Origin of the sequence: Streptomyces lavendulae subsp. lavendulae (assembly GCF_002803845.1) — a bacterium.
In the GTDB taxonomy this organism is placed as follows: domain Bacteria; phylum Actinomycetota; class Actinomycetes; order Streptomycetales; family Streptomycetaceae; genus Streptomyces; species Streptomyces lavendulae.
Genome location: NZ_CP024985.1, coordinates 6,107,931 through 6,132,911, shown reverse-complemented (window position 1 = coordinate 6,132,911; position 24,981 = coordinate 6,107,931). Strand labels below are relative to the sequence as shown.

The 24,981-nt window shown below is 72.4% G+C and carries 28 protein-coding genes; 11 read left to right on the top strand and 17 right to left on the bottom strand.

Annotated features, from left to right (window positions below; genetic code table 11):
• Window positions 1-56: 56 nt before the first annotated feature.
• From dmpG to SLAV_RS27355, 3 genes are read right to left on the bottom strand one after another with little or no spacing between them, the layout of a single operon-like run.
• The gene (gene dmpG / locus SLAV_RS27365) at window positions 57-1,091 is read right to left on the bottom strand and encodes a 4-hydroxy-2-oxovalerate aldolase (RefSeq protein WP_030228323.1); all 1,035 of its coding nucleotides are present in this window, start codon (window positions 1,089-1,091) and stop codon (window positions 57-59) included.
• Complete coding sequence (locus SLAV_RS27360) at window positions 1,088-1,981, bottom strand: acetaldehyde dehydrogenase (acetylating) (protein WP_030228320.1); 894 nt, start codon at window positions 1,979-1,981, stop codon at window positions 1,088-1,090. The genes dmpG and SLAV_RS27360 overlap by 4 nt, the downstream gene beginning before the upstream one ends.
• A gap of 13 nt (window positions 1,982-1,994) precedes the next feature.
• Window positions 1,995-2,777 (bottom strand): 2-keto-4-pentenoate hydratase, encoded by a 783-nt coding sequence (locus SLAV_RS27355; protein ID WP_030228317.1) that lies wholly within the window; start codon window positions 2,775-2,777, stop codon window positions 1,995-1,997.
• Between the two features lie 250 nt (window positions 2,778-3,027).
• On the opposite strand from SLAV_RS27355, the gene SLAV_RS27350 reads away from it, so the two are divergent.
• Together SLAV_RS27350 and SLAV_RS27345 are read left to right on the top strand one after the other, a co-directional pair.
• Complete coding sequence (locus SLAV_RS27350) at window positions 3,028-3,468, top strand: hypothetical protein (RefSeq protein ID WP_158740605.1); 441 nt, start codon at window positions 3,028-3,030, stop codon at window positions 3,466-3,468.
• Entirely contained in the window at window positions 3,465-3,878 is a 414-nt protein-coding gene (locus SLAV_RS27345; RefSeq protein ID WP_100660976.1) for a spore-associated protein A, read from the top strand. The genes SLAV_RS27350 and SLAV_RS27345 overlap by 4 nt, the downstream gene beginning before the upstream one ends.
• A gap of 42 nt (window positions 3,879-3,920) precedes the next feature.
• Here SLAV_RS27345 and SLAV_RS27340 read toward each other — a convergent pair whose 3' ends face one another.
• From SLAV_RS27340 to SLAV_RS27320, 5 genes are all read right to left on the bottom strand, one after another.
• Window positions 3,921-4,181: a DUF397 domain-containing protein gene (locus tag SLAV_RS27340; protein ID WP_030228303.1), complete on the bottom strand. Its 261-nt coding sequence runs from the start codon at window positions 4,179-4,181 to the stop codon at window positions 3,921-3,923.
• Window positions 4,141-4,989 (bottom strand): helix-turn-helix domain-containing protein, encoded by an 849-nt coding sequence (locus tag SLAV_RS27335; RefSeq protein WP_030228300.1) that lies wholly within the window; start codon window positions 4,987-4,989, stop codon window positions 4,141-4,143. Before SLAV_RS27335 ends, SLAV_RS27340 begins: the two co-directional genes overlap by 41 nt.
• 141 nt (window positions 4,990-5,130) lie before the next feature.
• Window positions 5,131-5,793 carry a DUF4360 domain-containing protein gene (locus tag SLAV_RS27330; RefSeq protein ID WP_391230277.1) on the bottom strand — a complete coding sequence of 221 codons (663 nt, stop codon included), beginning with the start codon at window positions 5,791-5,793 and terminating at the stop codon, window positions 5,131-5,133.
• A 35-nt stretch (window positions 5,794-5,828) separates the two neighbouring features.
• Window positions 5,829-6,479: a DUF4360 domain-containing protein gene (locus SLAV_RS27325; protein WP_030228296.1), complete on the bottom strand. Its 651-nt coding sequence runs from the start codon at window positions 6,477-6,479 to the stop codon at window positions 5,829-5,831.
• Between the two features lie 246 nt (window positions 6,480-6,725).
• Window positions 6,726-8,219: an IMP dehydrogenase gene (locus SLAV_RS27320; protein ID WP_030228294.1), complete on the bottom strand. Its 1,494-nt coding sequence runs from the start codon at window positions 8,217-8,219 to the stop codon at window positions 6,726-6,728.
• A 395-nt stretch (window positions 8,220-8,614) separates the two neighbouring features.
• Between SLAV_RS27320 and SLAV_RS27315 the strand changes: the two genes are divergently transcribed.
• Window positions 8,615-9,346: an alpha/beta fold hydrolase gene (locus SLAV_RS27315; RefSeq protein ID WP_030228287.1), complete on the top strand. Its 732-nt coding sequence runs from the start codon at window positions 8,615-8,617 to the stop codon at window positions 9,344-9,346.
• A gap of 100 nt (window positions 9,347-9,446) precedes the next feature.
• Here the strand turns inward: SLAV_RS27315 and SLAV_RS27310 are convergent, their stop codons facing one another.
• Window positions 9,447-9,608 (bottom strand): hypothetical protein, encoded by a 162-nt coding sequence (locus SLAV_RS27310; protein ID WP_158740603.1) that lies wholly within the window; start codon window positions 9,606-9,608, stop codon window positions 9,447-9,449.
• A 138-nt stretch (window positions 9,609-9,746) separates the two neighbouring features.
• On the opposite strand from SLAV_RS27310, the gene SLAV_RS27305 reads away from it, so the two are divergent.
• Together SLAV_RS27305 and SLAV_RS27300 are read left to right on the top strand one after the other, a co-directional pair.
• Window positions 9,747-11,003, top strand: a complete 1,257-nt coding sequence (locus SLAV_RS27305) for a hypothetical protein (RefSeq protein ID WP_158740601.1) — start codon at window positions 9,747-9,749, stop codon at window positions 11,001-11,003.
• A 64-nt stretch (window positions 11,004-11,067) separates the two neighbouring features.
• A complete protein-coding gene (locus SLAV_RS27300; protein ID WP_030228278.1) occupies window positions 11,068-11,982 on the top strand; it encodes a S41 family peptidase in 915 nt (304 codons plus the stop codon).
• A 44-nt stretch (window positions 11,983-12,026) separates the two neighbouring features.
• Here SLAV_RS27300 and SLAV_RS27295 read toward each other — a convergent pair whose 3' ends face one another.
• Together SLAV_RS27295 and SLAV_RS27290 are read right to left on the bottom strand one after the other, a co-directional pair.
• Window positions 12,027-12,965: an SDR family oxidoreductase gene (locus SLAV_RS27295; RefSeq protein WP_037686815.1), complete on the bottom strand. Its 939-nt coding sequence runs from the start codon at window positions 12,963-12,965 to the stop codon at window positions 12,027-12,029.
• 28 nt (window positions 12,966-12,993) lie between these two features.
• Window positions 12,994-13,758 carry an SDR family oxidoreductase gene (locus SLAV_RS27290; protein ID WP_030228273.1) on the bottom strand — a complete coding sequence of 255 codons (765 nt, stop codon included), beginning with the start codon at window positions 13,756-13,758 and terminating at the stop codon, window positions 12,994-12,996.
• A gap of 56 nt (window positions 13,759-13,814) precedes the next feature.
• Here SLAV_RS27290 and SLAV_RS27285 point away from each other — a divergent pair, with 56 nt between their 5' ends.
• The 5 genes from SLAV_RS27285 to SLAV_RS27265 are packed head-to-tail and all read left to right on the top strand — an operon-like array spanning window position 13,815 to window position 18,220.
• Window positions 13,815-14,582, top strand: coding sequence for an enoyl-CoA hydratase family protein (locus SLAV_RS27285; RefSeq protein ID WP_030228271.1), 768 nt, complete (start codon window positions 13,815-13,817; stop codon window positions 14,580-14,582).
• Window positions 14,579-15,430, top strand: coding sequence for a CoA transferase subunit A (locus SLAV_RS27280; RefSeq protein WP_030228269.1), 852 nt, complete (start codon window positions 14,579-14,581; stop codon window positions 15,428-15,430). Before SLAV_RS27285 ends, SLAV_RS27280 begins: the two co-directional genes overlap by 4 nt.
• Window positions 15,427-16,158 (top strand): CoA-transferase subunit beta, encoded by a 732-nt coding sequence (locus tag SLAV_RS27275; protein WP_030228267.1) that lies wholly within the window; start codon window positions 15,427-15,429, stop codon window positions 16,156-16,158. The genes SLAV_RS27280 and SLAV_RS27275 overlap by 4 nt, the downstream gene beginning before the upstream one ends.
• Window positions 16,159-16,195: 37 nt before the next feature.
• Window positions 16,196-17,254 (top strand): NAD(P)H-dependent flavin oxidoreductase, encoded by a 1,059-nt coding sequence (locus SLAV_RS27270; protein ID WP_030228264.1) that lies wholly within the window; start codon window positions 16,196-16,198, stop codon window positions 17,252-17,254.
• A gap of 30 nt (window positions 17,255-17,284) precedes the next feature.
• Window positions 17,285-18,220 carry a tyrosine-protein phosphatase gene (locus tag SLAV_RS27265; protein ID WP_030228262.1) on the top strand — a complete coding sequence of 312 codons (936 nt, stop codon included), beginning with the start codon at window positions 17,285-17,287 and terminating at the stop codon, window positions 18,218-18,220.
• Between the two features lie 100 nt (window positions 18,221-18,320).
• Here the strand turns inward: SLAV_RS27265 and SLAV_RS27260 are convergent, their stop codons facing one another.
• Window positions 18,321-20,003 carry a DEAD/DEAH box helicase gene (locus SLAV_RS27260; RefSeq protein WP_030228259.1) on the bottom strand — a complete coding sequence of 561 codons (1,683 nt, stop codon included), beginning with the start codon at window positions 20,001-20,003 and terminating at the stop codon, window positions 18,321-18,323.
• Between the two features lie 96 nt (window positions 20,004-20,099).
• On the bottom strand, window positions 20,100-20,303 hold the full coding sequence (locus tag SLAV_RS27255; RefSeq protein ID WP_007263537.1) for a cold-shock protein: 204 nt from the start codon (window positions 20,301-20,303) through the stop codon (window positions 20,100-20,102).
• A gap of 211 nt (window positions 20,304-20,514) precedes the next feature.
• On the opposite strand from SLAV_RS27255, the gene SLAV_RS27250 reads away from it, so the two are divergent.
• Window positions 20,515-21,153, top strand: a complete 639-nt coding sequence (locus SLAV_RS27250) for an SIMPL domain-containing protein (protein ID WP_030228257.1) — start codon at window positions 20,515-20,517, stop codon at window positions 21,151-21,153.
• A gap of 79 nt (window positions 21,154-21,232) precedes the next feature.
• On the opposite strand, the gene SLAV_RS27245 is transcribed toward SLAV_RS27250, so the two are convergent.
• From SLAV_RS27245 to SLAV_RS27230, 4 genes are read right to left on the bottom strand one after another with little or no spacing between them, the layout of a single operon-like run.
• Window positions 21,233-22,390, bottom strand: coding sequence for an acetyl-CoA C-acetyltransferase (locus tag SLAV_RS27245; protein WP_030228255.1), 1,158 nt, complete (start codon window positions 22,388-22,390; stop codon window positions 21,233-21,235).
• An 18-nt stretch (window positions 22,391-22,408) separates the two neighbouring features.
• Window positions 22,409-23,023, bottom strand: coding sequence for a TetR/AcrR family transcriptional regulator (locus SLAV_RS27240; protein ID WP_030228252.1), 615 nt, complete (start codon window positions 23,021-23,023; stop codon window positions 22,409-22,411).
• Window positions 23,024-23,038: 15 nt separating this feature from the next.
• Window positions 23,039-23,821, bottom strand: a complete 783-nt coding sequence (locus SLAV_RS27235; RefSeq protein ID WP_030228249.1) for an SDR family oxidoreductase — start codon at window positions 23,819-23,821, stop codon at window positions 23,039-23,041.
• Window positions 23,818-24,966, bottom strand: a complete 1,149-nt coding sequence (locus tag SLAV_RS27230; RefSeq protein ID WP_030228246.1) for an acyl-CoA dehydrogenase family protein — start codon at window positions 24,964-24,966, stop codon at window positions 23,818-23,820. The genes SLAV_RS27235 and SLAV_RS27230 overlap by 4 nt, the downstream gene beginning before the upstream one ends.
• Between the last annotated feature and the right edge of the window lie 15 nt (window positions 24,967-24,981).

Genomic DNA, 24,981 nt, shown 5'->3' with positions numbered 1-24,981 from the left:
GGTGGCCCTCCTCTTCTCTGGGGGTGGTGCGGGGTGCGGGGAAGCGCGTACGGGGCCTACGCGGTGCGGTGTTCGGCGGCGAGTTCGAGCGCGATGTCGATGAGCTGGTCCTCCTGGCCGCCGACCAGCCGGCGTTCGCCCGCGCGCAGCAGGATCCGGGCTCCGGAGACCCCGTAGCGATCGGCCTGGCGGTAGGCGTGCCTGAGGAAGCTGGAGTAGACGCCGGCGTGGCCCATGAGCAGGGCCATGCGGTCCAGGCGGCACTCCTCGTCCATGACGGGCCGGACCGCGTCCTCGGCGGCGTCGATGACGGCGAGGACGTCGATGCCGGTGCGGATGCCCATCTTCTGGCAGACGGCGGCGAACGCCTCGACGGGCGTGTTGCCCGCTCCGGCGCCGAGCCGTCGGGTGGAGCCGTCGATCTGGAGGGCTCCGGCGCGTACGGCGGCGACCGAGTTGCCGACGCCGAGGCCGAGGTTCTCGTGGCCGTGGAAGCCGACCTGCGCGTCGTCGCCCAGCTCGGCGACGAGGGCCGCGACCCGGTCGGTGACCTGGTCCATCACCATGGCCCCGGCGGAGTCGACGACGTAGACGCACTGGCAGCCGGCGTCGGCCATGATCCGGGCCTGGCGGGCGAGGGTCTCGGGGCTGGTGGAGTGGGCCATCATCAGGAAGCCGACGGTCTCCAGGCCCATCTCGCGGGCCAGGCCGAAGTGCTGGACGGAGATGTCGGCCTCGGTGCAGTGCGTGGCGATCCGGCAGATCGTCCCGCCGTTTCCGTGGGCGGCGCGGATGTCGTCCTTGACGCCCAGGCCCGGCAGCATCAGGAAGGCGATCTTCGCGTGGCGGGCCGTGTCGGCGGCGGCCTTGATGAGTTCCTGCTCCGGGGTGGCGGAGAAGCCGTAGTTGAAGGAGGAGCCGCCGAGTCCGTCGCCGTGGGTGACCTCGATGACGGGGACTCCCGCGGCGTCGAGGGCGGCGACGACCGACCGTACGTCCTCGGCGGTGAAGCGGTGGCCCTTGGCGTGCGAGCCGTCGCGCAGGGAGGAGTCGGTGATCCGGATGTCCAGGGTGTCGGAGTACGTCTTCACAGGTGGAGGCCCTTCGCGAACTCCTCGCCGACCTTGGTGGCGGCGGCGGTCATGATGTCGAGGTTCCCGGCGTAGGGCGGCAGGTAGTCGCCCGCGCCCTCCACCTCCAGGAAGACCGCCACCCGCGCGTGTCCGCCGGTCGCGGGCGAGGGGTCGTCGAACTGCGGCTCGGCGCGCAGCCGGTAGCCGGGCACGTACGCGGCGACGTCCTCGGCGACCTGCTTGACGGACGCGCTGACGGCCTCGCGGTCGGCGTCCTCGGGGATGGCGCAGAAGACGGTGTCGCGCATGATGACGGGCGGTTCGGCCGGGTTGAGGATGATGATCGCCTTGCCGCGGGCGGCGCCGCCGATCTCCTCGATGCCCCGGGAGGTGGTACGGGTGAACTCGTCGATGTTGGCGCGGGTGCCGGGGCCGGCCGACGCGGAGGCCACCGAGGCGACGATCTCCGCGTAGGCCACGGGGACCACGCGGGAGACGGCGTGGACGACGGGGATGGTGGCCTGGCCGCCGCAGGTGATCATGTTGACGTTGTCCGCGTCGAGGTGGGCCGTCAGGTTCGCGGGCGGGACGACGGCCGGGCCGACGGCGGCGGGGGTCAGGTCGACGGCCTTGATGCCGAGTGCGGCGTAGCGCGGGGCGTTGGCCCGGTGCACGTACGCCGAGGTGGCCTCGAAGACCAGGTCGGGGAGTTCCGCCCGCTCCAGGAGCCGGTCGACGCCCTCGTGGGTGACGTCGAGTCCGGCCCGGCGGGCCCGGGCGAGGCCCTCGCTGTCCGGGTCGACGCCGACCATCCAGCGGGGTTCGATGTGCGGGGAGCGCAGCAGCTTGTGGAGCAGGTCGGTGCCGATGTTGCCGGAGCCGACGATGGCCGCGGTTGCTTTCTTCACGTGCGGGTTCACCTCAGGAGAAGGAGAGGGAGACCGGGCCGAGCCCGGTGAAGTCGGCGGTGTAGGTCCGCCCGGCGGTCACGTCCACGGCGCGGGTGCAGGACCCGGGCAGGATCAGGTGCCCCTTGCGCAGCGGTACGCCGAAGCGGGCGACGGTACGGGCCAGCCAGGCGACGGCCCGGACGGGATCGCCCAGGACGGCGTCGGAGCGGCCGGTGGCGAGGACCTCGGAACCGGTGGTGAGGCGGGCCTCGACGGCCCTCAGGTCGAGCTCGCGGGGGTCGCGGCCCTCGCCGATGACGTAGCCGGCCGAGGAGGCGTTGTCGGCGACGGTGTCCGCGATGGTGATCCGCCAGTCCGCGATCCGGCTGTCGATCAGTTCGAGGGCGGGGACGACGCGTTCGGTGGCGGCGAGCACGTCGGCCCCGGTACAGCCCTCCCCCGGCAGGTCGGCGCCGAGCACGAAGCCGACCTCGACCTCGATGCGGGGCGCGCAGTAGGCGGCGGCCGGGACGGGGGTGTCCGGGCACAGCTCCATGGTGTCGAGGAGGTGCCCGTAGTCGGGCTCGTCGACGCCCATCATGGCCTGCATGACCGGGGACGACAGTCCGACCTTGTGGCCGGTGACGCGGGCGCCGTCGGCCAGGGACCGTTCGATGTTGATCAGCTGGATCCCGTACGCGTCCTCGGCGTCGATCCCCGCGAACAGCTCGGTCAGCGGCCTTACGGGGACCCGCTCGCGCTCCGCCGCGCGCAGCAGTGCGGCGGCCTCGCGCCGGAGCCGGTCGTCGAGCATGGGGGCCTCCCGGCTGCGGTGGTGTGTGGTGCCGCAGACGGTAGGCGGGGGCCGGGCGGGGGCGGGAGGCCGTTGTCCCGCTGAGCGGGAAAGCGGTGGGGGGCGGGGCCGGGGTACGCACCGGAATCCGCCCCGCCGCCGCACCGTCTCGGTCATTTCCCCCGGCGGGCGGCGAACCCGCCTTGCGGTCGTCGCCCGGACGTGAGGAAATCACCGCGATTCCATCGACTCCCGGACAAGGAGCACGAACATGGTTTCTCGGATGGGCGTGTTACGGCACGCAGTGATGCGGCGAGGTGCGGTGGCCCTGGCCGCCGCCGGACTCGCCCTGGCCGGTACGGCCGTCGCCGCCCCCGCCCAGGCGGCCGCCCCGGTCTGTGAGGGGACCAAGGTCGACACCCTGGACTACGCGACCGGCTACACCTACCTCTACTACAGCGCGGCGACGGGCCGGAACTGCGCCTACACCGTCCCCAAGAGCGGCAGCGGAACCGCCCAGCTGATGTTCGTCGGCCTGACCCGCGCGAGCGACAACACGGTCGTCTCCGACGTCGGCGACTACAAGTACCACGCCGGACCCGTCTACCTGGACGCCCGTGGCACCTGCGTACAGTTCAACGGGCAGGTCCGCTCGGTGTCCGCGAACTCGGGCTGGGGCCACTGCGGCAACCTGAGCGCGGGCGTACGGTGAGCGCGGTCCGACGGCGCCGGATCGCCTCGGCGGCGGGCGCGCTCGCACTGACCGCCGCCGCGACCCTCGCCGCCACGGGAACGGCCCACGCGGCCGGGTACAACGGCAAGTGCGGCACGGGGTACGTGCTCGTCGAGTCCGCCAACATCGGCTCGGTGGGCACGGTCCACCTCACGTGGAACGCCTCGACCGGCAAGAACTGCGTGGTGACGGTCCGCAACAGCGCCGGCCCGGCCGTGTGGATGGAGGCGTGGGTGACCCGCCTGGCCACCGGGGGCGGCGACGTCGACAACGGCTCCTACACCTCGTACGCGGGCCCGGTGTACATCGACGGCCGCAACACCTGCATCGCCTTCGGCGGCACGATCGGCACCGAGAGCGTCACGCGGGGCCCCGGCCACTGCAGTTGAGCAACCGTGGGGTGGGCGGGGCGCCCCCGCCCACCCCACGTACTACAGGGCCCCGACGAAGGCGGCGAAGGCGTCCCGGCCGACGGTGAAGACGGGACCCCCGGGGTTCTTTGAGTCCCGCACGGCGACGAGGCAGGGCTGGGGGGAGACTTCGACGCAGTCGCCGCCGGTGCCTCCGCTGCGGCTGGCCTTGACCCAGGTGGCGCTGCCGAGGGGGGCGCACTCGACGCAGTCACCACCGCCGGAGCCGCTATACGAAGCCTTACGCCACTGCGCATCCGTCAGGGCCTGGTTGATATCCATAGCGCTCCTCCACTACGCGGGCAATCAGTGCCGCCGAGTCCTCAACCGAGAGCGCGTCGGCCTGCAAGCGAGCGTAGCCGACCGAACGCTCCTTGATCACTTGCGGGTTGGCGGTCATGTGCCCGATGTCGTAGCTCTCGGCGTAGAAAAGATCCGGATCGCTGTCGAAGCGCAGGAGATTGAACGAACCCCGCGTGGCGCTGTGTTCACCGGCCAGGAAGGGGAGTACTTGGACCTCCACCCACTGCCGGTCGCGGAAGCTCAATAGATGCAGGAGCTGATCCCGCATGACGTCCGGGCCACCCACCTGCCGCAGCAACACAGCCTCGTCCAGAACGACCCAGAGAGCCGGAGGGCTGCTCCGCGCCAGAATGCGCTGGCGCTCCAGCCGAGCCGCAACCAGTTCGTCCAGGTTGGCTGGGCGGTCGGCAGCCAGCACAGCACGTGCGTACGCCTCCGTCTGCAGCAACCCATAGACCACCTGGGCCTGGTACGTGGAGAGATACGCCGCCTTGGCTTCCATGTCCGCGTACGCCTGGAACCACGAGGGCAACTGACTTCTCAGGACCAGCCCCACCAGCCGGCTGAACATCCCACCGGTCCCCAGCGCAGCATCAATCCGCTCCGAAAAGTCCCTGGTCGGGACCTTCCTCGCCGTCTCGATCTGCCCGATCAGGGACCCCGTACAGAAGACGATGCCGCCCAGGTCCTCCTGCTTCAGCTTCGCCTCCTCGCGCAGGCGCCTCAGTTCGGAGCCGTAGTAGTCCAGCGGCGAGGCGCTGGGGTCGAGGTCGCGGATGTTGACCACGAGGCGGTCACCCCCAAGTTCGGTCGGTCTGTAGCCGAGCGTAACCAAGCGACCGCGCACCGGTACCCGGAATCGGGCAATCCGCACGGCGGAGGGAGCGGGACCCGTCGCACGTCGGTCCCGTCCCCTCCGCCGCGGGGGCTACGCCTTCGGCGTCGGGCAGGTCGCCCAGGCGAGGTGGTACAGGGTGTTCACGCTGGCGTCGGTGGAGTCCATCGCCATGAAGCTGGTGGCGTTGGGGCTGGAGGTGCCCGGGTTGACCCGGAGCTCGGTGTTGATGTTGAAGTTCCGCTTCTCTCCGCACGGGGCCCAGACGAGGTCCGCGTACTCCGTCTTGTCGGTGGACTGCCAGTTGTCGTTGAACGGGCCGCTGAACGTGTGGGTGCGCTGGGCCGTCTGCGGCATGCCCTGGAAGTAGTAGTTGGCCCGTTCCACGCCGGTCGCGCCGGGCTGGAGGTAGCCGAAGCCGCGGTAGTCGGCCTGGACGATGGCGTAGGTGAAGCCGTTCGGCACGTGGACGCGCAGGTTGAGCTGACAGTTCTTGCGGAAGGCGGTCGGCGGGGCGCCGGGCCCGATCTGGGCCGTGTACTCGCTGTAGGTGACGGTGAAGGCCGTGTTGTCGGGGGCGACGGCGACCTGGGCGGTGCCCTCGCGGCAGCCGGAGCCGTTGACGGTGGCGAGTTCGATCACGATCTTGTCGGGCGGGACGGTGATGGAGGCCTGGGCCTGGGCCGGGGCACCGGTGGCGATCAGGGCGGCGGCCGCGCCGCCGACGAACAGGGTGCGGGACAGGGAATGCGACATCGTTGTCACTCCTTCTGCTTACGCGCAGCGCGCTGTCAGGCGGCGGGACATTCCTTCCACTCGAAGTGGTAGACGGTGTTCACGCTCCCGTCCGTGGAGTCCATGCTCATGAAGTTCAGGGCCTGGGGGCTGGACGAGCCCGCGTACACGCGCAGTTCGGTGTTGACGTTGAGGTTGCGGGTCTCGCCGCAGGGGGCCCAGACCAGGTCGGTGTAGCCGGTCTGGTCGCTGGCCTGCCAGTTGTCCCCGTAGGGGCCGTTGAACTGGTGGGTGGTGCGGGCGGTCTGCGAGGCGCCCTGGAAGTAGTAGCCTGCGCGCTCCTGGCCGAAGGCCCCGCGCTGGAGGCTGGCGAAGCCGCGGTAGTCGGCGCGGGCGATGGCGTACGTGTAGCCCTGGGGTACGTGGACCCGCAGGGCGAGCTGGCAGTTCTTGCGGAAGTCGGTGCCGCCGGAGCCGGCTCCGGTCTGGGCGAGGTAGTCGCTGTAGGTGACGGTGAAGGCGGTGTTGTCGGGGGCGGCGGCGACGCTGGCGGTTCCGGCGGGGCAGCCGGAGCCGTTGGCCCCGACGACCTCCACGGTGACGTGTCCGGGCGGCACCGCAGGGGTGTCGGCCTGGGCGGGGGCGGGTGCGGCGACGGCCGCCAGGGCGATGGCGGCGGCCCCGAAGGTGAGTCTGCGAAGGCGCATGTCTGCTTCTCCGTCCGTAGGAGCGGGATTGAGCGTGGACATGCCATCACAGCGGGAGGGGTTCGGTAGGGGCGCGTACCGGACAAGCGGCCGGGGGCCGGGCCCGGCCGCGGCCCCCTGGCCGGAAGCCGCGAGTCCGCAACGCGCGTGGACGGCGGCCATCAGCGCGGTCGCCCCGCCCCCGCGGTGCGGGGACGGGGCGACGGGCGGCTCAGATGTCCAGAACCCGCGACCGGGCCGGCCGGATCACTCTCCGGAATCGATGGCGGGCTGGCGCAGCTGCACCTCGGCGCCCGTCTGCTTGAACGATTCCGCGGACACCGGCACGAGCACCGCGTCGCGGTGGAAGTCCGGCAGGCTGGTCGACCCGCAGCTGATCATCGTCGAGATGAGCTTCGTCCGGGTCCGCTCGACGTTGTCGTACAGGCTGCCGGCGTAGGGGACGTAGCCGTCGACGCCTTCTTCGAAGACCATGGTGCCGCGCTGGCCGTACCGGGCCGCGTTCTGCGCGCGCCGCGAGCCCTCGCCCCAGTACTCCTTGTACCACTGGCTGCCGATCTGCAGCTTCCGCGTCGGGCTCTCGTCGAGCCGGGCGAAGTAGCGGCCGAGCATGATGAAGTCCGCCCCCATCGCCAGCGCCATCGCCATGTGCGAGTCGTTGAGCAGGCCGCCGTCGCAGCACAGCGGCACGTACACGCCGGTCTCCTGGGCGTAGGCGTCGCGCGCCTGGACCACGTCGAGCAGCGCGGAGGCCTGTCCGCGGCCGATGCCCTTCTGCGCCCGGGTGGTGCAGATGGCGCCGCCGCCGATGCCGACCTTCACGAACGCCGCGCCCGCATCGGCCAGGTAGCGGAAGGCCCTGCCGTCGACGACGTTGCCCGCGCCGACGAAGACGTCGTCCCCGTAGGTCTCCCGGGCGAATTCGAGGGTCCTCGCCTGGTAGACGGAGTAGCCGTCGGAGGAGTCGAGACAGAGCACGTCCGCGCCTGCCTCCGTGAGGGCGGGGATGCGGTCCTTGAAGTCACGGGAGTTGATGCCGGCGCCCACGCGCAGCCGCTTTCCGCCGTCGACCGTCGCGCGGTGGTACGTCTTGTGGGCCTGGTAGTCCTTCTTGAGGACCAGGGAGACGACCCGGCCGTCGTCGAGCACCGGCAGGACGTCGAGGTGGTGCTGCCAGATCAGCTCGTTCGCCTCGGACAGGGAGACCGAGGCCGGCGCGGTGACCAGGCCGGCGCGGTCCCGCATCCGGTTGCCTGCGGTCTCGGAGTCCCCGTGGCGCTCCAGATGGAAGTCGTCGAGGCTGATGATCCCCAGGAACTCGCCGTCCGCGTCCCCGCGCCGCGTGACCACCGCGACGCCCTGTTCGGCCTCGGACAGCTGCCGGGCGACCTCACCGAGCGGTGTCTGCGGCGCCACGGTGATCTCGCTGGTCCGGAAGCCGGCCTTGTGCCGCTTCACCGCCAGCACGTCCGCGGCCTGGTCCTCGATCCGCTGGTTCTGGTGGATGAACGACAGCCCGCCGACCTGCGCCAGCGCCACCGCCAGCGTCGGGGACGACACTGCCTGCATGATGGCGCTCACCATGGGGGTGGCGACCCGGATCCCCGGCTCCTCGCCGACCCGGTGGCGCACCAGCGGCGCCCCGAGATCCACGTTGTCCGGTGTGCAGTCTTCCGTGGTCAGGCCCGGGATGAGGAGGTATTCGCTCAGCGTACGAGAAATCTCGGGGAGGATTTTCACATTGTCTCCAGCAGGGAGCCTGCGCACCGGTCGACGGCGGATCGGCGGGGCTCGTACGGGCAGTGCGGAACGGCACCGGCCGGTGGCGCGCTGTCGGAAGAATGCGCTCTGGAGATCCTCAGAGCGGGCGCACCCGGCGGAGCAGTGCTCGCACGCGCGGCCGGATCGGCGGCGAAGGCACGGCAGACCCGGATCCTCCGCGCGGTGCTGCACAGGCGCTGACTTCCATCGCGCCATGCGTGATCTTAACCCACTGCCCCTGTTCACCTCGTCCCGCCGGTGCGCGGGGCGTCGAGAGCGGCCGGCTTCAAGTCGACTTCGTCCCCTGGCACTTGATCGTGACGACAATCCCGCCGGTAGAGTCGCCTTGAGGACGGTGCCACCTGGGGAGACCGATGACAGCAGCGGATGCAGTGCCCATAGTCTTCGTTCACGGGACGCGCTTCAGCGCGGGACAGTGGAGCATGCAGCTCGCCGCGCTCCGGGAAGAGTTCCCGGTGGTCGCCATTGACCTGCCCGGCCATGGGAAGCGCTCGACCCAGCCCTGGAGCCTGAGCGCCGCGACGGAGATCATCGCTTCCGCGGTGGACTCGCTCGATCGCGGGCCGGCTCTGGTCGTCGGGCACTCGCTCGGCGGATATGCCTCCCTGGAGTTCGCGCGGTGCTGTCCGGAACGACTGCGCGGGATGGTCCTCGCGGGCGCCAGTGCTTCCACCCGCGGGTTGTGGGCAACGCCCTATCGGTGGGTCGCCAGGCTGGTCCCTCGTCTGCCGGCGGATCGCCTGGCCCGGTGGAACGACCGGTTCCTGCGGCGGCTCTACCCACAGGAGGTGGTGGAGGCGACCATCCGTTCCGGCTACGCCTTCCACACCTTGCCGGCAGCCTGGGCCGAAGTACTCGGACGCTTCGACGCGGATGCGATGCGTCATGTGAAGGTTCCGGTCCTCATCCTGAACGGCGAGAGGGACCCCGTCTTCCGCGCCGGGGAGGCGGACTTCGCCCGCGCGCATCCGCACGCTCGCGTCGAATTGATCCCGCGGGCACGGCACCTCGCGAACTTCGACGACCCGGATGCCTTCACCGATGCCGTCCGCCGCTTCGCCCGCCGGCTCCCTGCCGTCGGCTGAGCTCATCGCAGCGGGATGACCCGGCCCCCTGCACACCATGACAGCGACCGCGCACACAGCTGTGACGCTCCGCCACGAGACACCCCTGGGAATTGATCGTCTAGCGCGGGTACCAGACGCCCCCGGCGAAGGCTCCGCCGAGGGTGGTGACGAGGGTGAGCAGGCGGTACGGGACGCGGTCGACGGTCAGGTGGAGTCCCCCGATCCGGATCTCCAGGAACGGGCGCGGCCGGGTGTTCGCAGTGGCTAGGGTGCGCGACATGAGGTGGTTCTCCTTGTCCTCGGGCCCGTTGGCGGGCCGTTGGGACAAGAGAACGTTCCTGGCGCCGTGTTGGCGACGCCGCAAGCCCGTATTGCGCGACGGCGCGCAAGTTGCGCGCCTCGCAAGAGGGGAAAGTGCATGTCAGAGCAGCCTTCGAGCCCGCACGGGGCGCAGTCGTTGCAGAGGTTGGGTTCCCTGAAGGGGCTCAATCCCGAGGAGGCGGCGTTCGCGCAGCACCTGCGCGATCTGCGCGAGGACCTGGGAATGTCCTCCACGGAGATCGTGACGTGGCTCAAGAAGAACGAGCCCGAAGCCGCCGTGGACGCGACCCGGCTCTCCCGCTTCCTGAGCGGTGCGAACCTGCCGCAGCCGCCGTTGCTGCCGGCCCTGCACCGGCTGCTGGCCGAGCGCGGGGCCGCGGATCCCGAGCGGGTCCGGGAGGGGTGGAACCGTCTGTACGCGGCCGCCCAGACCAAGGGGCCGCTGTTCGCGCGGGAGTACAAGGAGCAGGCCCTGCGGATCGCGCTGGAGGAGGAGCGCGTGCGGACGGCGCAGGAGCTGGCCGGGCTCCGCGAGGAGATCGCCCGGGAGCGGGAGCACCGGGAACGGCTCGAAGGGGGCCTCGCCGACGTCTTCGACCAGCCGTCGGGAACCCCCGAGCAGGTGCGGGACCTGGAGGAGGAACTGGAGGGCGTCACGCTCCGGATCGAGGAGCTGGAGGACCTGGTGCGCCAGCACGAGGCCCTGCTCCGGCTCCAGAGGTCCGACGCGGAGCGCGCCGGGCAGGCCCTGCGGGAGACCTCGGCCGAGATCGATGTGTGGCGGGGTACCGCGACCCCCTGGACGGACGGCCCCGAGGCGATCGCGCGCGCGGTGGCCGCGTTCCGCGACGAGGGGGAGGACGAACAGGCGGACGGCCTGCTCAGCCTCGCGGCGCGGGACCTGCCGGTCGCTGCCCTGCCGGAGCTGTACGACGCGTTCACGACGATCGGCCGCCCCCTCGAACCGAACCGGTTGAGCCACGCCATCAGTACGCAGCGCAGGGCCAAGGACCTCCTCGAACTCACCAGGCCCAAGGTTCCCGTATCCGTCGACCCCGGTGTCGAACCGGTCATGGTGTTCACCTCTTGGGCACCTGAGGTCCTCAACGCGGCGGGCCGGTGGGCTCCGGCCGGGGAACTGATCCTCCTGACGCGGCTCCTCGCGGAAACCGGCCGAGTCAACCACAGACAGCACCTGGTCGCAGGCCTGAAACAACGTACGGCGGATCTGGACGAGATCGCCTCGTCCGGCGCGTTCCACCCCAGCAACCTGCCCGAGACCACAACCTCGTTCTCTGAGACCGGGCGCGGGCCGGACCCGGCCGGCTCCAAACGCCGCTGGTTCCGTACCTGACCCGGTCGGCCCGTGCCGTAAATCCCGCTGCTCCAGGGCCGGTCGGCCCCTAGCATGGCGCACCATGTCCACCAACGAACGAATGATCGAGCTGGCTCTGGACCGGATCAGCGCGGGCTACGTCTTCCCGGAGAAGGCCGCGCTCATCGCGACCGCGATCCGCAGCCGGCTCGCGGCGGGTGCGTACGAGGGGCTGGACGGCCCGGAGCTGTGCGAGACGGTGACGGCGCACCTCCAGGAGGCCTGTCCGGACAGGCACCTGCGGCTGCTGTGGACGGACGTTCCGCAGTCGCTGGAACCGGCGGACGACGACGGCGGGCAGGCCGCCTTCCTCGCGCTGCTCCGGACGGAGAACCACGGGATCGCGCGCGTCGAGCACCTGGAGGGGAACGTCGGGCTCATCGACCTCCGGCGCATCACGACCGCCGCCGAGGGCGCGGCCATGATCGGAGCGGCGATGCAGCTGGTCGCGCACAGCTCCGCGCTCGTCCTGGACCTGCGGGCGTGCAGCGGCGGGTCGGCCGAGGGGGCGGCGATGTGGTGCAGCTACTTCTTCCCCGACGATCAGGTCCACCTGAACGACATCTACGACCGGCGCACCGATGCGACCCGCCAGTTCTGGACGACCGCGCACCTGCCCGCGCCGCGCTACGCGGGCCGCCCGGTGTACGTGCTGACGAGCGCGGCCACGTTCTCCGGGGGCGAGGACGTGGCGTACACCCTCCAGGCGCACGGACGGGCCACCGTCGTCGGCGGGACGACGCGGGGCGGCGCCCATCCGACGGAGCGGCACCCGGTGGCCGAGCACGTCCTCGTGACCGTGCCGACGAGCCGCGCGATCAGCACCGTCACCGGCACCAACTGGGAGGGCGTCGGGGTGGTTCCCGACGTCGAGGTCCCGGCGGAGCAGGCCCTCGACGTGGCGCTCAAGGCCGCACTGCGGCGGGCGGAGGCGGAGGCGGACGCCGGGCCCCGCTGAGCCGACCCGGGCCGCGCGGCGGCGCGGCCCGGCCGTCCCGTCGGCTACCGCGCCCCGTACACCGCCCCCGGGGGTTCCGACGCCGCGAGGAGCTTCAGGGCGGCCTCGCCCGCCTCGGCCGGGGTCCGGCGGGCGGCCCGGTCGGCGGTGGGGCCGGGGCGCCAGCCCTCCATGACCGTGATGCGGCCGCCCTCCGCCTCGAAGACGCGGCCCGTGACCCCGGCCGAGGCGTCCGAGCCGAGCCAGACCACCAGCGGGGAGACGTTCTCCGGGGCCATCGCGTCGAAGGCGCCTTCCGCCGGGGCCGCCATGGTCCCGGCGAAGGTCTGCTCCGTCATCCGGGTCCGGGCCGCCGGGGCGATGGCGTTGACCTGGACCCCGTAGCGGCCCATCTCGGCGGCGGCGACCAGGGTCAGGCCGAGGATCCCGGCCTTGGCGGCGCTGTAGTTGCCCTGGCCGACCGAGCCGAGCAGGCCCGCGCCCGAGGAGGTGTTGACCACCCGGGCGGAGACCCGGCGGCCCGCCTTCGCCTCGGCGCGCCACCAGGCGGCGGCGTGCTTCAGCGGCAGGAAGTGGCCCTTGAGGTGGACCCGCATCACGGCGTCCCAGTCGTCCTCGTCGAGGTTGACGAGCATCCGGTCGCGCAGGAACCCGGCGTTGTTGACCAGGGTGTCCAGGCGGCCGAAGGCGGAGACCGCGCACTCCACCAGGGAGGCCGCGCCCGCGCCGGTGGCGATGTCCCCGCCGTGGGCCACGGCCTCGCCGCCCGCCGTCCTGATCTCCTCGGCCACCAGGGCGGCCGGGCTGTCGGGGCCGGGCTGCCCGTCGAGCCCGACGCCGAGGTCGTTGACGACGACCCGGGCACCCTCGGCCGCGAAGGCCAGGGCGTGCGCCCGGCCCAGGCCGCGGCCCGCGCCCGTCACGACGACCACCCGTCCGTCCGCCATGCCCGCGGGACCCGCCGCATCCGCCCTGCCCGCCATCCCCGCCGTGCCCGTCGTACGCGTCATCTCAGTTCTCCTTGTTGACAGTTGCCGCATCCAAGAACGCCGGGCGCTCCCCGCCGCCGTGCACCAGCAGGCTCGCCCCGCTGACGTATCCCGCCCGGTCGGAGGCGAGGAACACCGCGGCCTCCCCCACGTCCGAGGGCTCGGCGAGCCGCCCCAGGGGGACGGTCGCGCCGACCGCCGCGACGCCCGCCTCGTCGCCGTAGTGCAGGTGGGCGAGCTCGGTCCGCACCATGCCCAGGACCAGGGAGTTGACCCGCACCTCGGGCGCCCACTCGACGGCCATGGAGCGGGCCAGGTTCTCCAGCCCCGCCTTGGCGGCCCCGTAGGCGGCGGTGCCGGGCGAGGGGCGGGTGCCGCTGACGCTGCCGATCATCAGGACCGAGCCCCGCGAGGCCCGCAGCCACGGGTGGGCGGCGAGCGAGGCGGTCATCGGGGCGATCAGGTTCAGCTCCAGGACGCGGGCGTGCCGCTCGGCGCCGCCCTCGCCGAGGAGCCGGTACGGGGTGCCGCCGGCGTTGTTCACCAGGCAGTCGAGCCGCCCGTGGCGGTCGGCGACCCCGGCGAAGAACTCCGCCACGGCGCCGGGATCGCGCAGGTCGACGGCGGTGAAGACGGCCTCCCGCCCGCCCGCCGCGACCGGTTCCGCCGGTGGTCTGCGGGCGCAGACCACCACCTGCGCGCCCGCCGCGAGGAATGCCCGCGCGATGCCCGCGCCGACGCCCCTGGTTCCGCCGGTGACGACGACGACCCTCCCCTTGAGCTCCATCGGCTGCTACCTTCCTCACCTAACAAATGTTTGGTGGAAAGGTAGCTGATCCGCTCATGGGTGTCTCCACCTCCGGCCCCGGCAAGGGCATATCGCTCGTCACGGTCAACTTCCCGCCCGTCAACGCCCTTCCCGTGAAGGGCTGGTACGACCTCGCCGACGCGCTGCGCGCCGCCGGCCGCGACCCCGAGGTCCGCTGCGTGGTGCTGGCCGCCGAGGGCCGCGGCTTCAACGCGGGCGTCGACATCAAGGAGGTGCAGCGCGACACCGGGCACGGCGCCCTCATCGGCGCCAACCGCGGCTGCTACGAGGCCTTTGCCGCCGTCTACGAGTGCGAGGTGCCGGTCGTCGCGGCCGTGAACGGGTTCTGCCTGGGCGGCGGGATCGGCCTGGTCGGCAACGCCGACGCGATCGTCGCCTCCGAGGACGCCGTCTTCGGCCTGCCGGAGCTCGACCGCGGCGCCCTCGGCGCGGCCACCCACCTCGCCCGGCTCGTCCCGCAGCACCTGATGCGCGCCCTCTACTACACCTCGCGCACCGCCACCGCCGCCGAACTGCACGCGCACGGCTCGGTCTGGAAGGTGGTCCCGCCCGCGGAGCTGCGGGCCGCCGCCCTGGAACTGGCCGCCGAGATCGCCCGGAAGGACGGCTACCTGATCCGGCTGGCCAAGGCCGCCATCAACGGCATCGACCCCGTCGACGTCCGGCGCAGCTACCGCTTCGAGCAGGGCTTCACCTTCGAGGCCAACCTCAGCGGGGTCGCCGACCGGGTCCGCGACACCTTCGGGAAAGACGCCTCCGGAAAGGACGGGAGCACCCCGTGACCGACAAGACCATGACCCCCGACGAGGTGGTCGGCCGGCTGCGCAGCGGCATGACCCTGGGCATCGGCGGCTGGGGCTCGCGGCGCAAGCCGATGGCCCTGGTCAGAGCGCTGCTCCGGTCCGAGATCACCGATCTGACCGTGATCTCGTACGGCGGCCCCGACGTCGGCCTCCTCGCCGCCGCGGGCCGTATCCGCAGGCTCGTCGCCCCCTTCGCCACCCTGGACTCGATCCCGCTGGAGCCGCACTTCCGGGCCGCCCGCGAGAGCGGCGCGTTCGCCCTCACCGAGTACGACGAGGCCATGTTCATGTGGGGCCTGCACGCCGCCGCGAACCGGCTCCCCTTCCTGCCCGTCCGGGCCGGCCTGGGCTCCGACGTGATGCGGGTCAACCCGGAGCTGCGCACCGTCACCTCCCCCTACGCCGACGGCGAGGAGTTCGTCGCCGTCCCCGCCCTGCGGATGGACGCGGCGCTGGTCCACCTCAACCGCGCCGACCGCCTGGGCAACGGCCAGTACCTCGGCCCGGACCCCTACTTCGACGACCTGTTCTGCGAGGCCGCCGACACCGCGTACCTGTCCTGCGAACAGATCGTGGAGAGCGCCGAGCTCACCAAGTCCGGCCCCCCGCAGTCCCTCCTGGTCAGCCGGCACTCCGTCACCGGGGTCGTGGAGAGCCCGAACGGCGCGCACTTCACCTCCTGCGTCCCCGACTACGACCGCGACGAGGCCTTCCAGAAGCTCTACGCCACCACCCCCTGGCCCGAGTTCGCCGCCCGCTTCCTGTCCGGGGCGGGCGAGCACGACTACCAGACCGCCGTCCGCACCTGGCACGAGGAGCAGCAGTGACCAGCCCGATCAGCCGTTCGGAATACTGCGTGGTCGCCTGCGCCGAGGCCTGGCGCGACAACGGGGAGGTGCTCGCCAGCCCCATGGGCCTGGTCCCCTCCTTCGGGGCCCGGCTCGCCAAGCGCACCTTCTCCCCCGACCTGCTGCTCACCGACGGCGAGGCGATGCTGGTCGGTCTGGACGGCACGCCCGAGGGCTGGCTCCCGTACCGCAGGCACCTGACGATGGTCACCGGCGGGCGGCGGCACGTGATGATGGGCGCCAGCCAGATCGACCGGTACGGGAACCAGAACATCTCCTGCATCGGCGGCTGGGAGCGGCCCTCCCGCCAGCTGCTGGGGGTGCGCGGGGCTCCGGTGAACACCCTGAACAACCCGGTGAGCTACTGGGTCCCCCGGCACTCCCCGCGGGTCTTCGTCGAGCGCGTCGACATGGTCAGCGGCGTCGGCTACGACCGTGCCGAGGCCGCCGGGGTCACTCGTTTCCACCGGCTGCCCCGGGTGGTCAGCGACCTCGGCGTCTTCGACTTCTCCGGCCCCGGCCACACGATGCGCCTGGCCTCCCTCCACCCGGGGGTCACCCTCGACCGGGTCAGGGAGGCGACCGGCTTCGAGCTGGCGGTGGCCGACGAGGTCCCGTACACCCGGGAACCGACGGAGCGGGAGCTGCGGCTGATCCGCGAGGTCATCGACCCCAAGGGGCTGCGCGACCGGGAAGTGCGGGTCTGACATGGGCGAAGGCACCGGCGGGGCCGACGTGCCCGCCCTGGAGACGGCGTTCACCAAGCTGGTCGGCGTCCGCCACCCGCTCGTCCAGACCGGCATGGGCTGGGTGGCCGGCCCGCGGCTGGTGTCGGGTGCGGCGAACGCGGGGGCCCTCGGCATCCTGGCGTCGGCGACGATGACCCTGGAGCAGCTGCGGGCGGCCGTCCACGAGGTCAAGTCCCGTACGGACGCCCCCTTCGGGGTCAACCTGCGCGCGGACGCCGGGGACGCGGCCGAGCGCGCGCAGCTGATCATCGACGAGGGCGTGCGGGTGGCCTCCTTCGCGCTGGCCCCGTCGAAGGAGCTGATCGCCCGCCTCAAGGACGCGGGCGTGGTGGTGATCCCCTCCATCGGGGCGCGCCGGCACGCCGAGAAGGTCGTGGCGTGGGGCGCGGACGCGGTGATCGTGCAGGGCGGGGAGGGCGGCGGGCACACCGGGGACGTGGCCACGACGGTGCTGCTGCCGCAGGTGGTCGACGCCGTGGACGTCCCGGTGGTCGCGGCGGGCGGCTTCCACGACGGCCGCGGCCTGGTGGCGGCCCTCGCGTACGGGGCGGCGGGCGTCGCCATGGGCACCCGGTTCCTGCTGACCTCCGACTCGACCGTCCCGGACGCCGTCAAGGCGGAGTACCTGAAGGCGACCGTCAAGGACGTCACCGTCACCACCGCCGTGGACGGGCTCCCGCACCGGATGCTGCGCACCGAGCTGGTCGACGCGCTGGAACGGGCCGGGCGCACGAGGGCGCTGGCGCGGGCCGTGCGGCACGCGGCGGGCTTCCGGAAGCTGTCGGGCCTGTCTTGGTCGCGGATGGTGCGCGACGGGCTGGCCATGAAGCACGGCAAGGACCTGTCCTGGAGCCAGGTCCTGCTCGCCGCCAACACCCCCATGCTCCTCAAGGCGTCCATGGTCGAGGGCCGTACGGACCTCGGTGTCATGGCATCCGGCCAGGTCGCGGGGGTGATCGAGGATCTGCCGTCCTGTGCGGAGCTCGTCGGCCGCGTCATGGCCGAGGCACACGCGGTACTGCACACGCTCCGCGCCCTGCCACCGGCAGGGTGATCCCCCTTCTCCTCCACAGGAGTCGTCCCCATGAGCCGTGCCCGAATCCGTCTGGCGTCGACGGCGGCCGCCGCCGCACTCACCGCCGTCGTCACCCTTCCCGCCGCCGCGCCCGCCGTCGCGGCACCCGGAGCGGGGGCCGCTGCCCTCCACCCCCTCCGGCAGGAGACCACGGCGATCCGCCGGATACCCCTCCAGGGCGCCGTCAACGTCCGTGACGTCGGCGGCTACCGCACGTACACCGGCGGCCAGGTCCGCCAAGGGCTGGTCTACCGCTCCGACGCGCTGAGCAAGCTGACCCCGGCGGACATCACCGCCGTCGCGGGTCTGGGCCTCACCAGGGCCGTCGACTTCCGCATCCCCATGGAGGTCCAGTACGACGGCGCCGATCGGCTGCCGTCCGGGCTCTCCGCCACCTCCCGCCCGGTCAGCGACCTGGGCCTGTACGCCACCCTGGTCGGCGCGATCGGCAGCGGCGATCCCGTCAAGCAGGAACAGATGCTGGGCGGCGGCCGGGCCGAGGCCTACATGCGGGACATCTACCGCACCTTCGTGAGCAGCCCCGAGAACCGGGCGCAGTTCGCGGCGACGCTCCGGGAGATCGCGGACTCCGGCCAGGGGCCGATCCTGTACCACTGCACGTCCGGCAAGGACCGCACGGGCTGGATGAGCTACGTGCTGCTGCGCGCGCTGGGCGTGCCGGAGGCGACGGCCGGCAGTGACTACCTGGCCTCGAACACCTTCCGGGGAGCCTACGACGCCCAGGTCCGGGCGGCCCTGAAGCAGTCGGGCCGGATGCAGAACCCGGACCTGCTGATCCCGCTCCAGGAGGTCCGCCAGGACTACCTGGACGCGGCGACCGCTCAGCTCCGGGCGGACTACGGCGACTTCTACGGCTACCTGACGGACGGCCTGGGCCTGGACCTGCGGACGCTGGCGAAGCTCCAGGCCAAGATGGTCCGCTAGCGGCCCGTCACCGGTACGGCCCGGACGACCGGCCCGGACGACGCGAAGGAGCCGGGCGGTGCGCGACGCACCGCCCGGCTCCTTCTCGTGTCGCTTCGGGTCAGACCGCCCGGCGGCGGCCCTGGCCACCGGTGCCGACGCGGCTGCGCGCGGAGGCCGCGGCAGCGCCGCCGGAGGAGGCGCCGCCGGAGGAACGGCGGCCCTGGCCGGCGGAACCGGCGGCCGAGCCGGAGCCCTGACCGCCCTGGCCGCGGCGGGACCGGTCGGAACCGGCGGCGGAGGAGGCCTGTCCGGACGCGCCGGAACCGGTGCGGCGGCCGCGGCCGCCGGACGCCGGGGCGCCGCCCGTGGCGGAGCCGGTGCGCGGGCCGCCCGAGCGGCGGCGCGCGGAGCCCGAGCCGGAGCCGGAGCGCTGCTTCGGCGGGGTCGCGACCGGCACCTCCAGCACCACCGGGATGCCCGAGGGCTCCCGGGCGCCGGTCAGGCGGGACAGCTCCTCGTCGGAGGACTTGATCTGCGCGGTGCGCGGGGTGATCCCGGCGTCCGACATCAGGCGGGTCATGTCGCGCTTCTGGTCGGGCAGGACCAGGGTGACCACGCTGCCGGACTCGCCGGCGCGGGCGGTGCGGCCGCCGCGGTGCAGGTAGTCCTTGTGGTCGGTGGGCGGGTCCACGTTGACGACGAGGTCGAGGTCGTCGATGTGGATGCCGCGCGCGGCCACGTTGGTGGCGACCAGTGCGGTGACCTCGCCGGTCTTGAACCAGTCGAGGGTGCGGTTGCGCTGCGGCTGCGAGCGCCCGCCGTGCAGGCCGGAGGCGCGGACGCCGTCGGCCAGCAGCTTCTTGACCATGCGGTCCACGCCGCGCTTGGTGTCGACGAACATGATCACCCGGCCGTCGCGAGCGGCTATGCGCGTGGCCACGGCCTTCTTGTCGGTCTCGTCCATGACGTACAGGACGTGGTGCTCCATCGTGCTGACCGCACCGGCGGACGGGTCGACGGAGAAGGCGACCGGGTCGGTGAGGAACATCTTGACGAGCTTGTCGATGTTCTTGTCGAGGGTCGCCGAGAACAGCATGGTCTGGCCGCCGGGCTGGACCTGCTTGAGCAGGGCGGTGACCTGCGGCATGAAGCCCATGTCGGTCATCTGGTCGGCCTCGTCGAGGACGGTGACGGCGACCTGGGAGAGGTCGGCGTCACCGCGGTCGATGAGGTCCTTCAGGCGGCCGGGGGTGGCGACGAGCACCTCGGCGCCGCGGCGCAGGGCGCCGGACTGCCGGTTGATCGACATGCCGCCGACGACGGTGGCGATGCGCAGGTTGACGGCCGTGGCGTAGGGGGCCAGGGCGTCGGTGACCTGCTGCGCCAGCTCACGGGTCGGTACGAGGACCAGCGCGAGCGGCGCCTTCGGCTGCGCGCGGCGGCCGGAGGTGCGGGCGAGCAGGGCCAGGCCGAAGGCCAGCGTCTTGCCGGAGCCGGTGCGGCCGCGGCCGAGCAGGTCACGGCCGACGAGGGAGTTCGGCAGCGTGGCGGCCTGGATGGGGAACGGCTCGGTCACGCCCTGGGCGGCGAGGGTCTTCAGCAGCGCCTCGGGCATGTCCATGTCCTCGAACGCGGCCACCGGCGGGAGGGCCGGGGTCAGCGGTTCGGGCATGGTGAATTCTTGCGGCCGGGCAACGGGGGCGGACTTCTGCCGTCCCGCGCCAGCCTTCGGACGTCCCTGGGCCGCACCTCGGCCCCGGGTGGGGCGGCGGCTGGGTCGTGCGGAGCTGGAGCTGGTCATGCGGAAAAAGCCCTCCTGAAACCGGCAGTGCGGGTCGAGACAGCAGACAAGCCGGGGCCCGCACCTCGCGGCGCGGACCCCGGCATGCTGAGAAAATTAGGCGGGGAGGATGTTCTCCGCCTGGGGGCCCTTCTGGCCCTGCGTGACGTCGAAGGTCACGCGCTGACCCTCGGTCAGCTCACGGAAGCCCTGGGTGGCGATGTTCGAGTAGTGGGCGAAGACGTCCGGGCCGCCACCGTCCTGCTCGATGAAGCCGAAGCCCTTTTCCGAGTTGAACCACTTCACGGTACCGTTAGCCATTTTGAATCTCCTGAATAGGCGGCAAGGGCCCCATCCGGAGATTCCGGGAAAAACAATAAAAGCGCCTGCGGAGCATTCCCGTCAGGCGCACATAAAGTTCATGGGTACCACAACTGCAACAGCTCCAAAGCTAGCACACCTCACCCGGGGGGCGCCTCCGCCCGTACGTAACCCTCTGGCCACGGCGGACGGATCTTGGTTCACTGCGCGCATGACAGCGATCAGAGAGCCCTGGGGGCTGAGTGTGCTGGGCGCGGGCAGTGTGGCCGCGGAGCCCCGTTTCGCCGAGATCGACCTGGCCGTGGACGTCCTCGCGGCGACGCCGAAGGAGTCCTACGCCGAGGCGGGCCGGGTGGTGACGGGGCTGCGCGCCGTCCTGCGCGAGCACGGCGTGCCGGACGCCGACGTCTCCGGTTCCCGGCTGAGCCTGGCGTCGCAGTACGCGGGCTACGGCGCGGACAAGACCTTCAAGGGGTACGGCTGCGAGGCGCGGTACACGGTGCGCACGCCCGCGCTCGACCGGCTCGAAGAGCTGGTCGACGACCTGGTCACGGCGGGCGTGAACCGGGTCGACGACGTGCGCTTCGAGGTGGACGACAAGCCCGCGATGCGCGACGAGGCGCGGCGGCTGGCCGTCGCGGCCGCCCGGCGCAAGGCCGGGGTCTACGCCGAGGCCTGCGGGGTCCGGCTGGGGGCCGTGATCCACATCCAGGACGTGGACCCGGAGTCGATGACCGGCCACGGCCACGGCCGGCGCTCGGGCGGGGACCCGGAGCACGACGGGGCCCTGACCCCGGGATCGGTCCGGGTCGAGGCGGCCGTCCTGCTCGGCTTCGCGCTGCTGCCGTAGGGCGGACGGGCCGGGGCCGTACGGCCACGACCCCGACCCCGGACCCGGACCCGGACCCGGACCCGGACCCCCCAGGGGGTCAGAGGCGTTCGATGATGGTGACGTTGGCCTGGCCGCCGCCCTCGCACATGGTCTGGAGGCCGTAGCGGCCGCCCGTGCGCTCCAGTTCGTGCAGGAGGGTGGTCATCAGCTTGACGCCCGTCGCGCCCAGCGGGTGGCCCAGGGCGATGGCGCCGCCGTTGACGTTCACCCGGTCGGGGTCGGCGCCCGTCTCCTTCAGCCAGGCCAGGACCACCGGGGCGAAGGCCTCGTTGATCTCCACCAGGTCGATGTCGGAGAGGGTCAGGCCGGTCTTCTTCAGGGCGTGCGCGGTCGCGGGGATCGGGGCCGACAGCATCCGGATCGGGTCCTCGCCGCGGACGGACAGGTGGTGGACGCGGGCCCGGGGGGTGAGGCCGTGTTCGGCGACCGCCCGCCCGGAGGCGATCAGCATCGCCGCCGCCCCGTCCGAGACCTGGGAGGAGACGGCCGCGGTGATGGTGCCGCCCTCCACCACCGGCTTGAGGCCGGCCATCTTCTCCAGGCTGGTGTCCCGGCGCGGCCCCTCGTCCACGCGCACGTCCCCGTAGGCGACGGTCTCGCGCTCGAAACGGCCCTCGTCGACGGCCCGCAGGGCCCGCCGGTGGGAGCGCAGGGCGAACTCCTCCATGTCGCGCCGGGAGATCCCCCACTTCTCGGCGATCAGCTGCGCGCCGTGGAACTGGTTGACCGGGGCGTCCCCGTAGCGGGCGCGCCAGCCCGCCGATCCCGCGTAGGGGCCCTCGGTGAGGCCCAGGGGCTCGGCGGCCTGCCGGGAGGCGAAGGCGATGGGGATCATCGACATGTTCTGGGTGCCGCCCGCGACCACCAGGTCCTGGGTGCCGGACAGGACTCCCTGCGCCGCGAAGTGGACCGCCTGCTGGGAGGAGCCGCACTGGCGGTCGACGGTGACTCCGGGTACCTCCTCGGGCAGTCCGGCCGCCAGCCAGGCCGTGCGCGCGATGTCCCCGGCCTGCGGGCCGACGGTGTCGAGGCAGCCGAAGACCACGTCCTCGACGGCGGCCGGGTCGATCCCGGTCCGCTCGACCAGTGCCTTCAGTACGTGGGCGCCGAGGTCGGCGGGGTGCACGGCGGACAGGCCGCCGCCCCGCCGGCCCACGGGGGTGCGTACGGCGTCGACTATGTAGGCCTCGGGCATCGGGACTCCTGTCGGTGGTTACGTGCGTACGGCGATCCCGTCCAGCACCATCGACAGGTACTGGCGGGCGATCTCCTCGGGGCTGTGCTGTCCGCCGGGCCGGTACCAGGAGGCGGCGACCCACACCGTGTCGCGGACGAAGCGGTAGGTGAGGCGGATGTCGAGGTCGGCCCGGAAGACCCGGGCGGCGACCCCGCGCTCCAGCGTGCCGAGCCACGCCTTCTCGAACTTGACCTGCGAGTCGGAGAGGTAGTGGAAGCGGGGCTGGGCGGACAGGGTCCGCGCTTCCTTCTGGTAGATGGCGACGGCGGCGCGGTGCCGGTCGATCTCGCGGAAGGACTCGGTGACGAGGGCCTCGATGGTCTCCCTGGGGCCGAGGCCGGCGGCCAGGACGGTGTCGTAGCCCGCCCACAGCTCGTTCAGGAAGGCCGAGAGGATCTCGTCGAGCATCGATTCCTTGGAATCGAAGTGGTAGTAGAGGCTGCCGGCGAGCATCCCGGCGGCGTCGGCGATCTTGCGGACGGTGGTGGCGTTGTAGCCCTGGGCCGCGAAGACCTCGGCTGCGGTGTCGAGGAGTTCGCGTCGGCGCTCGGGTGAGGCCGTCACCTGCGGCTTCTTCTTGTTCGTTGGCACGGGCCCATTCTGCGGCTACGCGTGCTGGCTGCTGACCGAGACCGTCTCGCCCGTCATGTAGGACGAGTATCCGCAGGCCAGGAAGACGATGACGTTGGCGATCTCCCAGGGCTCGGCGTACCGGCCGAAGGCCTCGCGGGCGGTGAGTTCGGTGAGCAGCTCCTCGCTGGTGACCTTCACCAGGTGCGGGTGCATGGCCAGGCTGGGGGCGACCGCGTTGACCCGTACGCCGAAGTCCGCGGCCTCCAGCGCGGCGCAGCGGGTCAGGGCCATCACCCCGGCCTTGGCGGCGGCGTAGTGGGCCTGGCCCCTCTGGGCGCGCCAGCCGATGACGGAGGCGTTGTTGACGACGACCCCGCCGCGGCCGGCGGCCTCGAAGGAGCGCAGGGCGGCGCGGGTGCAGCGGAAGGTGCCGTTCAGGGTGACGTCGAGGACCCGGGACCACTGTGCGTCGGTCATGTCGACGAGGTCGGCGGTGCCGCCGAGCCCGGCGTTGTTGACGACGACGTCGAGGCCGCCGTGGAGCTCCTCGGCGCGGTCGAAGAGGGCCTGGACCTGGTCCTCGTCGGTGACGTCGCAGGGCAGGGAGGCGACGCGGTCCGCGCCGAACTCGGCGGCGAGGGCCTGCTCGGTCTCCTTCAGCCGGCGGGCGTGGGCGTCGCCGATGAGGATGCGGGCGCCCTCCTCCAGGAAGCGGCGGGCGGTGGCGCCGCCGATGCCGGCCCCGGCGGCGGCGGTGATGACGGCGGTCCGGCCCGCGAGCAGGTCGTGGGCGGGGACGTACGCGGGCGCGGTCATGCCCGCACCTCCTTGGGAAGGCCGAGGATCCGCTCGGCGACGATGGTGCGCTGGATCTCGTCGGAGCCCGCGTAGATCGTGTCGGCGCGGGAGAAGAGGAAGAGCCTCTGCCAGTCGTCGAGGTCGTACGGGTCCCCGTGCTCGCCGGCCGCGAGGAGGGAGGCGGCGCCGCGGACGTCCATGGCGAGTTCGCCGAGGTCGCGGTGCCAGCGGGCCCAGTACAGCTTGGCGAGGGAGGGTGCGGTGGCCGGGTCGAGGGCGGTGGCGCGCATGGTCTCCAGGCCGATCCAGGCCCGGACGAGGCGGTCGCGCAGCAGCGGGTCGGCGAGTGCGCCGTTGCGGGCGGCCAGGGCGGCGAGGGCTTCCAGTTCGCGGCGGAAGCCGACCTGCTGGCCGAGGGTGGAGACGCCGCGCTCGTAGCCGAGGGTGGCCATGGCGACGGCCCAGCCGTCGCCGGGGGCGCCGACGACGTGGGCGGCGTCGGTGCGGGCGCCGTCGAAGAAGACCTCGTTGAACTCGGAGGTGCCGGTGAGCTGGACGATGGGCCGGACCTCGACCCCGGGCTGGTCCAGGGGGACCAGGAGGTAGGACAGGCCCGCGTGGCGCCGGGATCCGGGGGTGGTGCGGGCGAGGACGAAGCACCACTGGGATTCGTGGGCGAGGGAGGTCCAGATCTTCTGGCCGTCCACCACCCACTCCCCCTCGTCCAGCCGGGCGCGGGTGCGGACGCCGGCGAGGTCGGAGCCGGCGTCGGGCTCGCTGTAGCCCTGGCACCACAGCTCGCGCACGGCCCGGATGGGCGGGAGGAAGCGGGCCTTCTGCTCCTCGGTGCCGTGGTCGATGAGGGTGGGGCCGAGGAGCTGCTCGCCGATGTGGCCGACGCGGGCGGGGGCGTCGGCGAGGGCGTACTCCTCGTGGAAGGCGATCTGCTCCGCGGTGCTCGCGCCGCGGCCGCCGTGGCGCTCGGGCCAGCCGATGCAGGTCCAGCCGTGGGCGGCCATGTGGCGTTCCCAGGCGAGGCGTCCCTCGAACTCCTCGTGCTCCCGGCCCGGTCCGCCGCGGCCCTTGAGGGCGGCGAACTCACCGGTGAGGTGGGTCCGTAGCCAGCTCCGGACCTCGGTGCGGAACTCCTCGACGCTGCTCATGGCCGTACGTTAACC

Bases quoted from the DNA above. Each gene is read 5' to 3' on its own strand.
- SLAV_RS27355 (WP_030228317.1), bottom strand. From the start codon at position 2,777: ATGCTCGACGACCGGCTCCGGCGCGAGGCCGCCGCACTGCTGCGCGCG.
- SLAV_RS27350 (WP_158740605.1), top strand. From the start codon at position 3,028: ATGGTTTCTCGGATGGGCGTGTTACGGCACGCAGTGATGCGGCGAGGT.
- SLAV_RS27340 (WP_030228303.1), bottom strand. From the start codon at position 4,181: ATGGATATCAACCAGGCCCTGACGGATGCGCAGTGGCGTAAGGCTTCG.
- SLAV_RS27330 (WP_391230277.1), bottom strand. From the start codon at position 5,793: ATGTCGCATTCCCTGTCCCGCACCCTGTTCGTCGGCGGCGCGGCCGCC.
- SLAV_RS27325 (WP_030228296.1), bottom strand. From the start codon at position 6,479: ATGCGCCTTCGCAGACTCACCTTCGGGGCCGCCGCCATCGCCCTGGCG.
- SLAV_RS27315 (WP_030228287.1), top strand. From the start codon at position 8,615: ATGACAGCAGCGGATGCAGTGCCCATAGTCTTCGTTCACGGGACGCGC.
- SLAV_RS27310 (WP_158740603.1), bottom strand. From the start codon at position 9,608: ATGTCGCGCACCCTAGCCACTGCGAACACCCGGCCGCGCCCGTTCCTG.
- SLAV_RS27305 (WP_158740601.1), top strand. From the start codon at position 9,747: ATGTCAGAGCAGCCTTCGAGCCCGCACGGGGCGCAGTCGTTGCAGAGG.
- SLAV_RS27300 (WP_030228278.1), top strand. From the start codon at position 11,068: ATGTCCACCAACGAACGAATGATCGAGCTGGCTCTGGACCGGATCAGC.
- SLAV_RS27295 (WP_037686815.1), bottom strand. From the start codon at position 12,965: ATGGCGGGCAGGGCGGATGCGGCGGGTCCCGCGGGCATGGCGGACGGA.
- SLAV_RS27290 (WP_030228273.1), bottom strand. From the start codon at position 13,758: ATGGAGCTCAAGGGGAGGGTCGTCGTCGTCACCGGCGGAACCAGGGGC.
- SLAV_RS27285 (WP_030228271.1), top strand. From the start codon at position 13,815: ATGGGTGTCTCCACCTCCGGCCCCGGCAAGGGCATATCGCTCGTCACG.
- SLAV_RS27265 (WP_030228262.1), top strand. From the start codon at position 17,285: ATGAGCCGTGCCCGAATCCGTCTGGCGTCGACGGCGGCCGCCGCCGCA.
- SLAV_RS27260 (WP_030228259.1), bottom strand. From the start codon at position 20,003: ATGACCAGCTCCAGCTCCGCACGACCCAGCCGCCGCCCCACCCGGGGC.
- SLAV_RS27255 (WP_007263537.1), bottom strand. From the start codon at position 20,303: ATGGCTAACGGTACCGTGAAGTGGTTCAACTCGGAAAAGGGCTTCGGC.
- SLAV_RS27250 (WP_030228257.1), top strand. From the start codon at position 20,515: ATGACAGCGATCAGAGAGCCCTGGGGGCTGAGTGTGCTGGGCGCGGGC.
- SLAV_RS27245 (WP_030228255.1), bottom strand. From the start codon at position 22,390: ATGCCCGAGGCCTACATAGTCGACGCCGTACGCACCCCCGTGGGCCGG.
- SLAV_RS27235 (WP_030228249.1), bottom strand. From the start codon at position 23,821: ATGACCGCGCCCGCGTACGTCCCCGCCCACGACCTGCTCGCGGGCCGG.
- SLAV_RS27230 (WP_030228246.1), bottom strand. From the start codon at position 24,966: ATGAGCAGCGTCGAGGAGTTCCGCACCGAGGTCCGGAGCTGGCTACGG.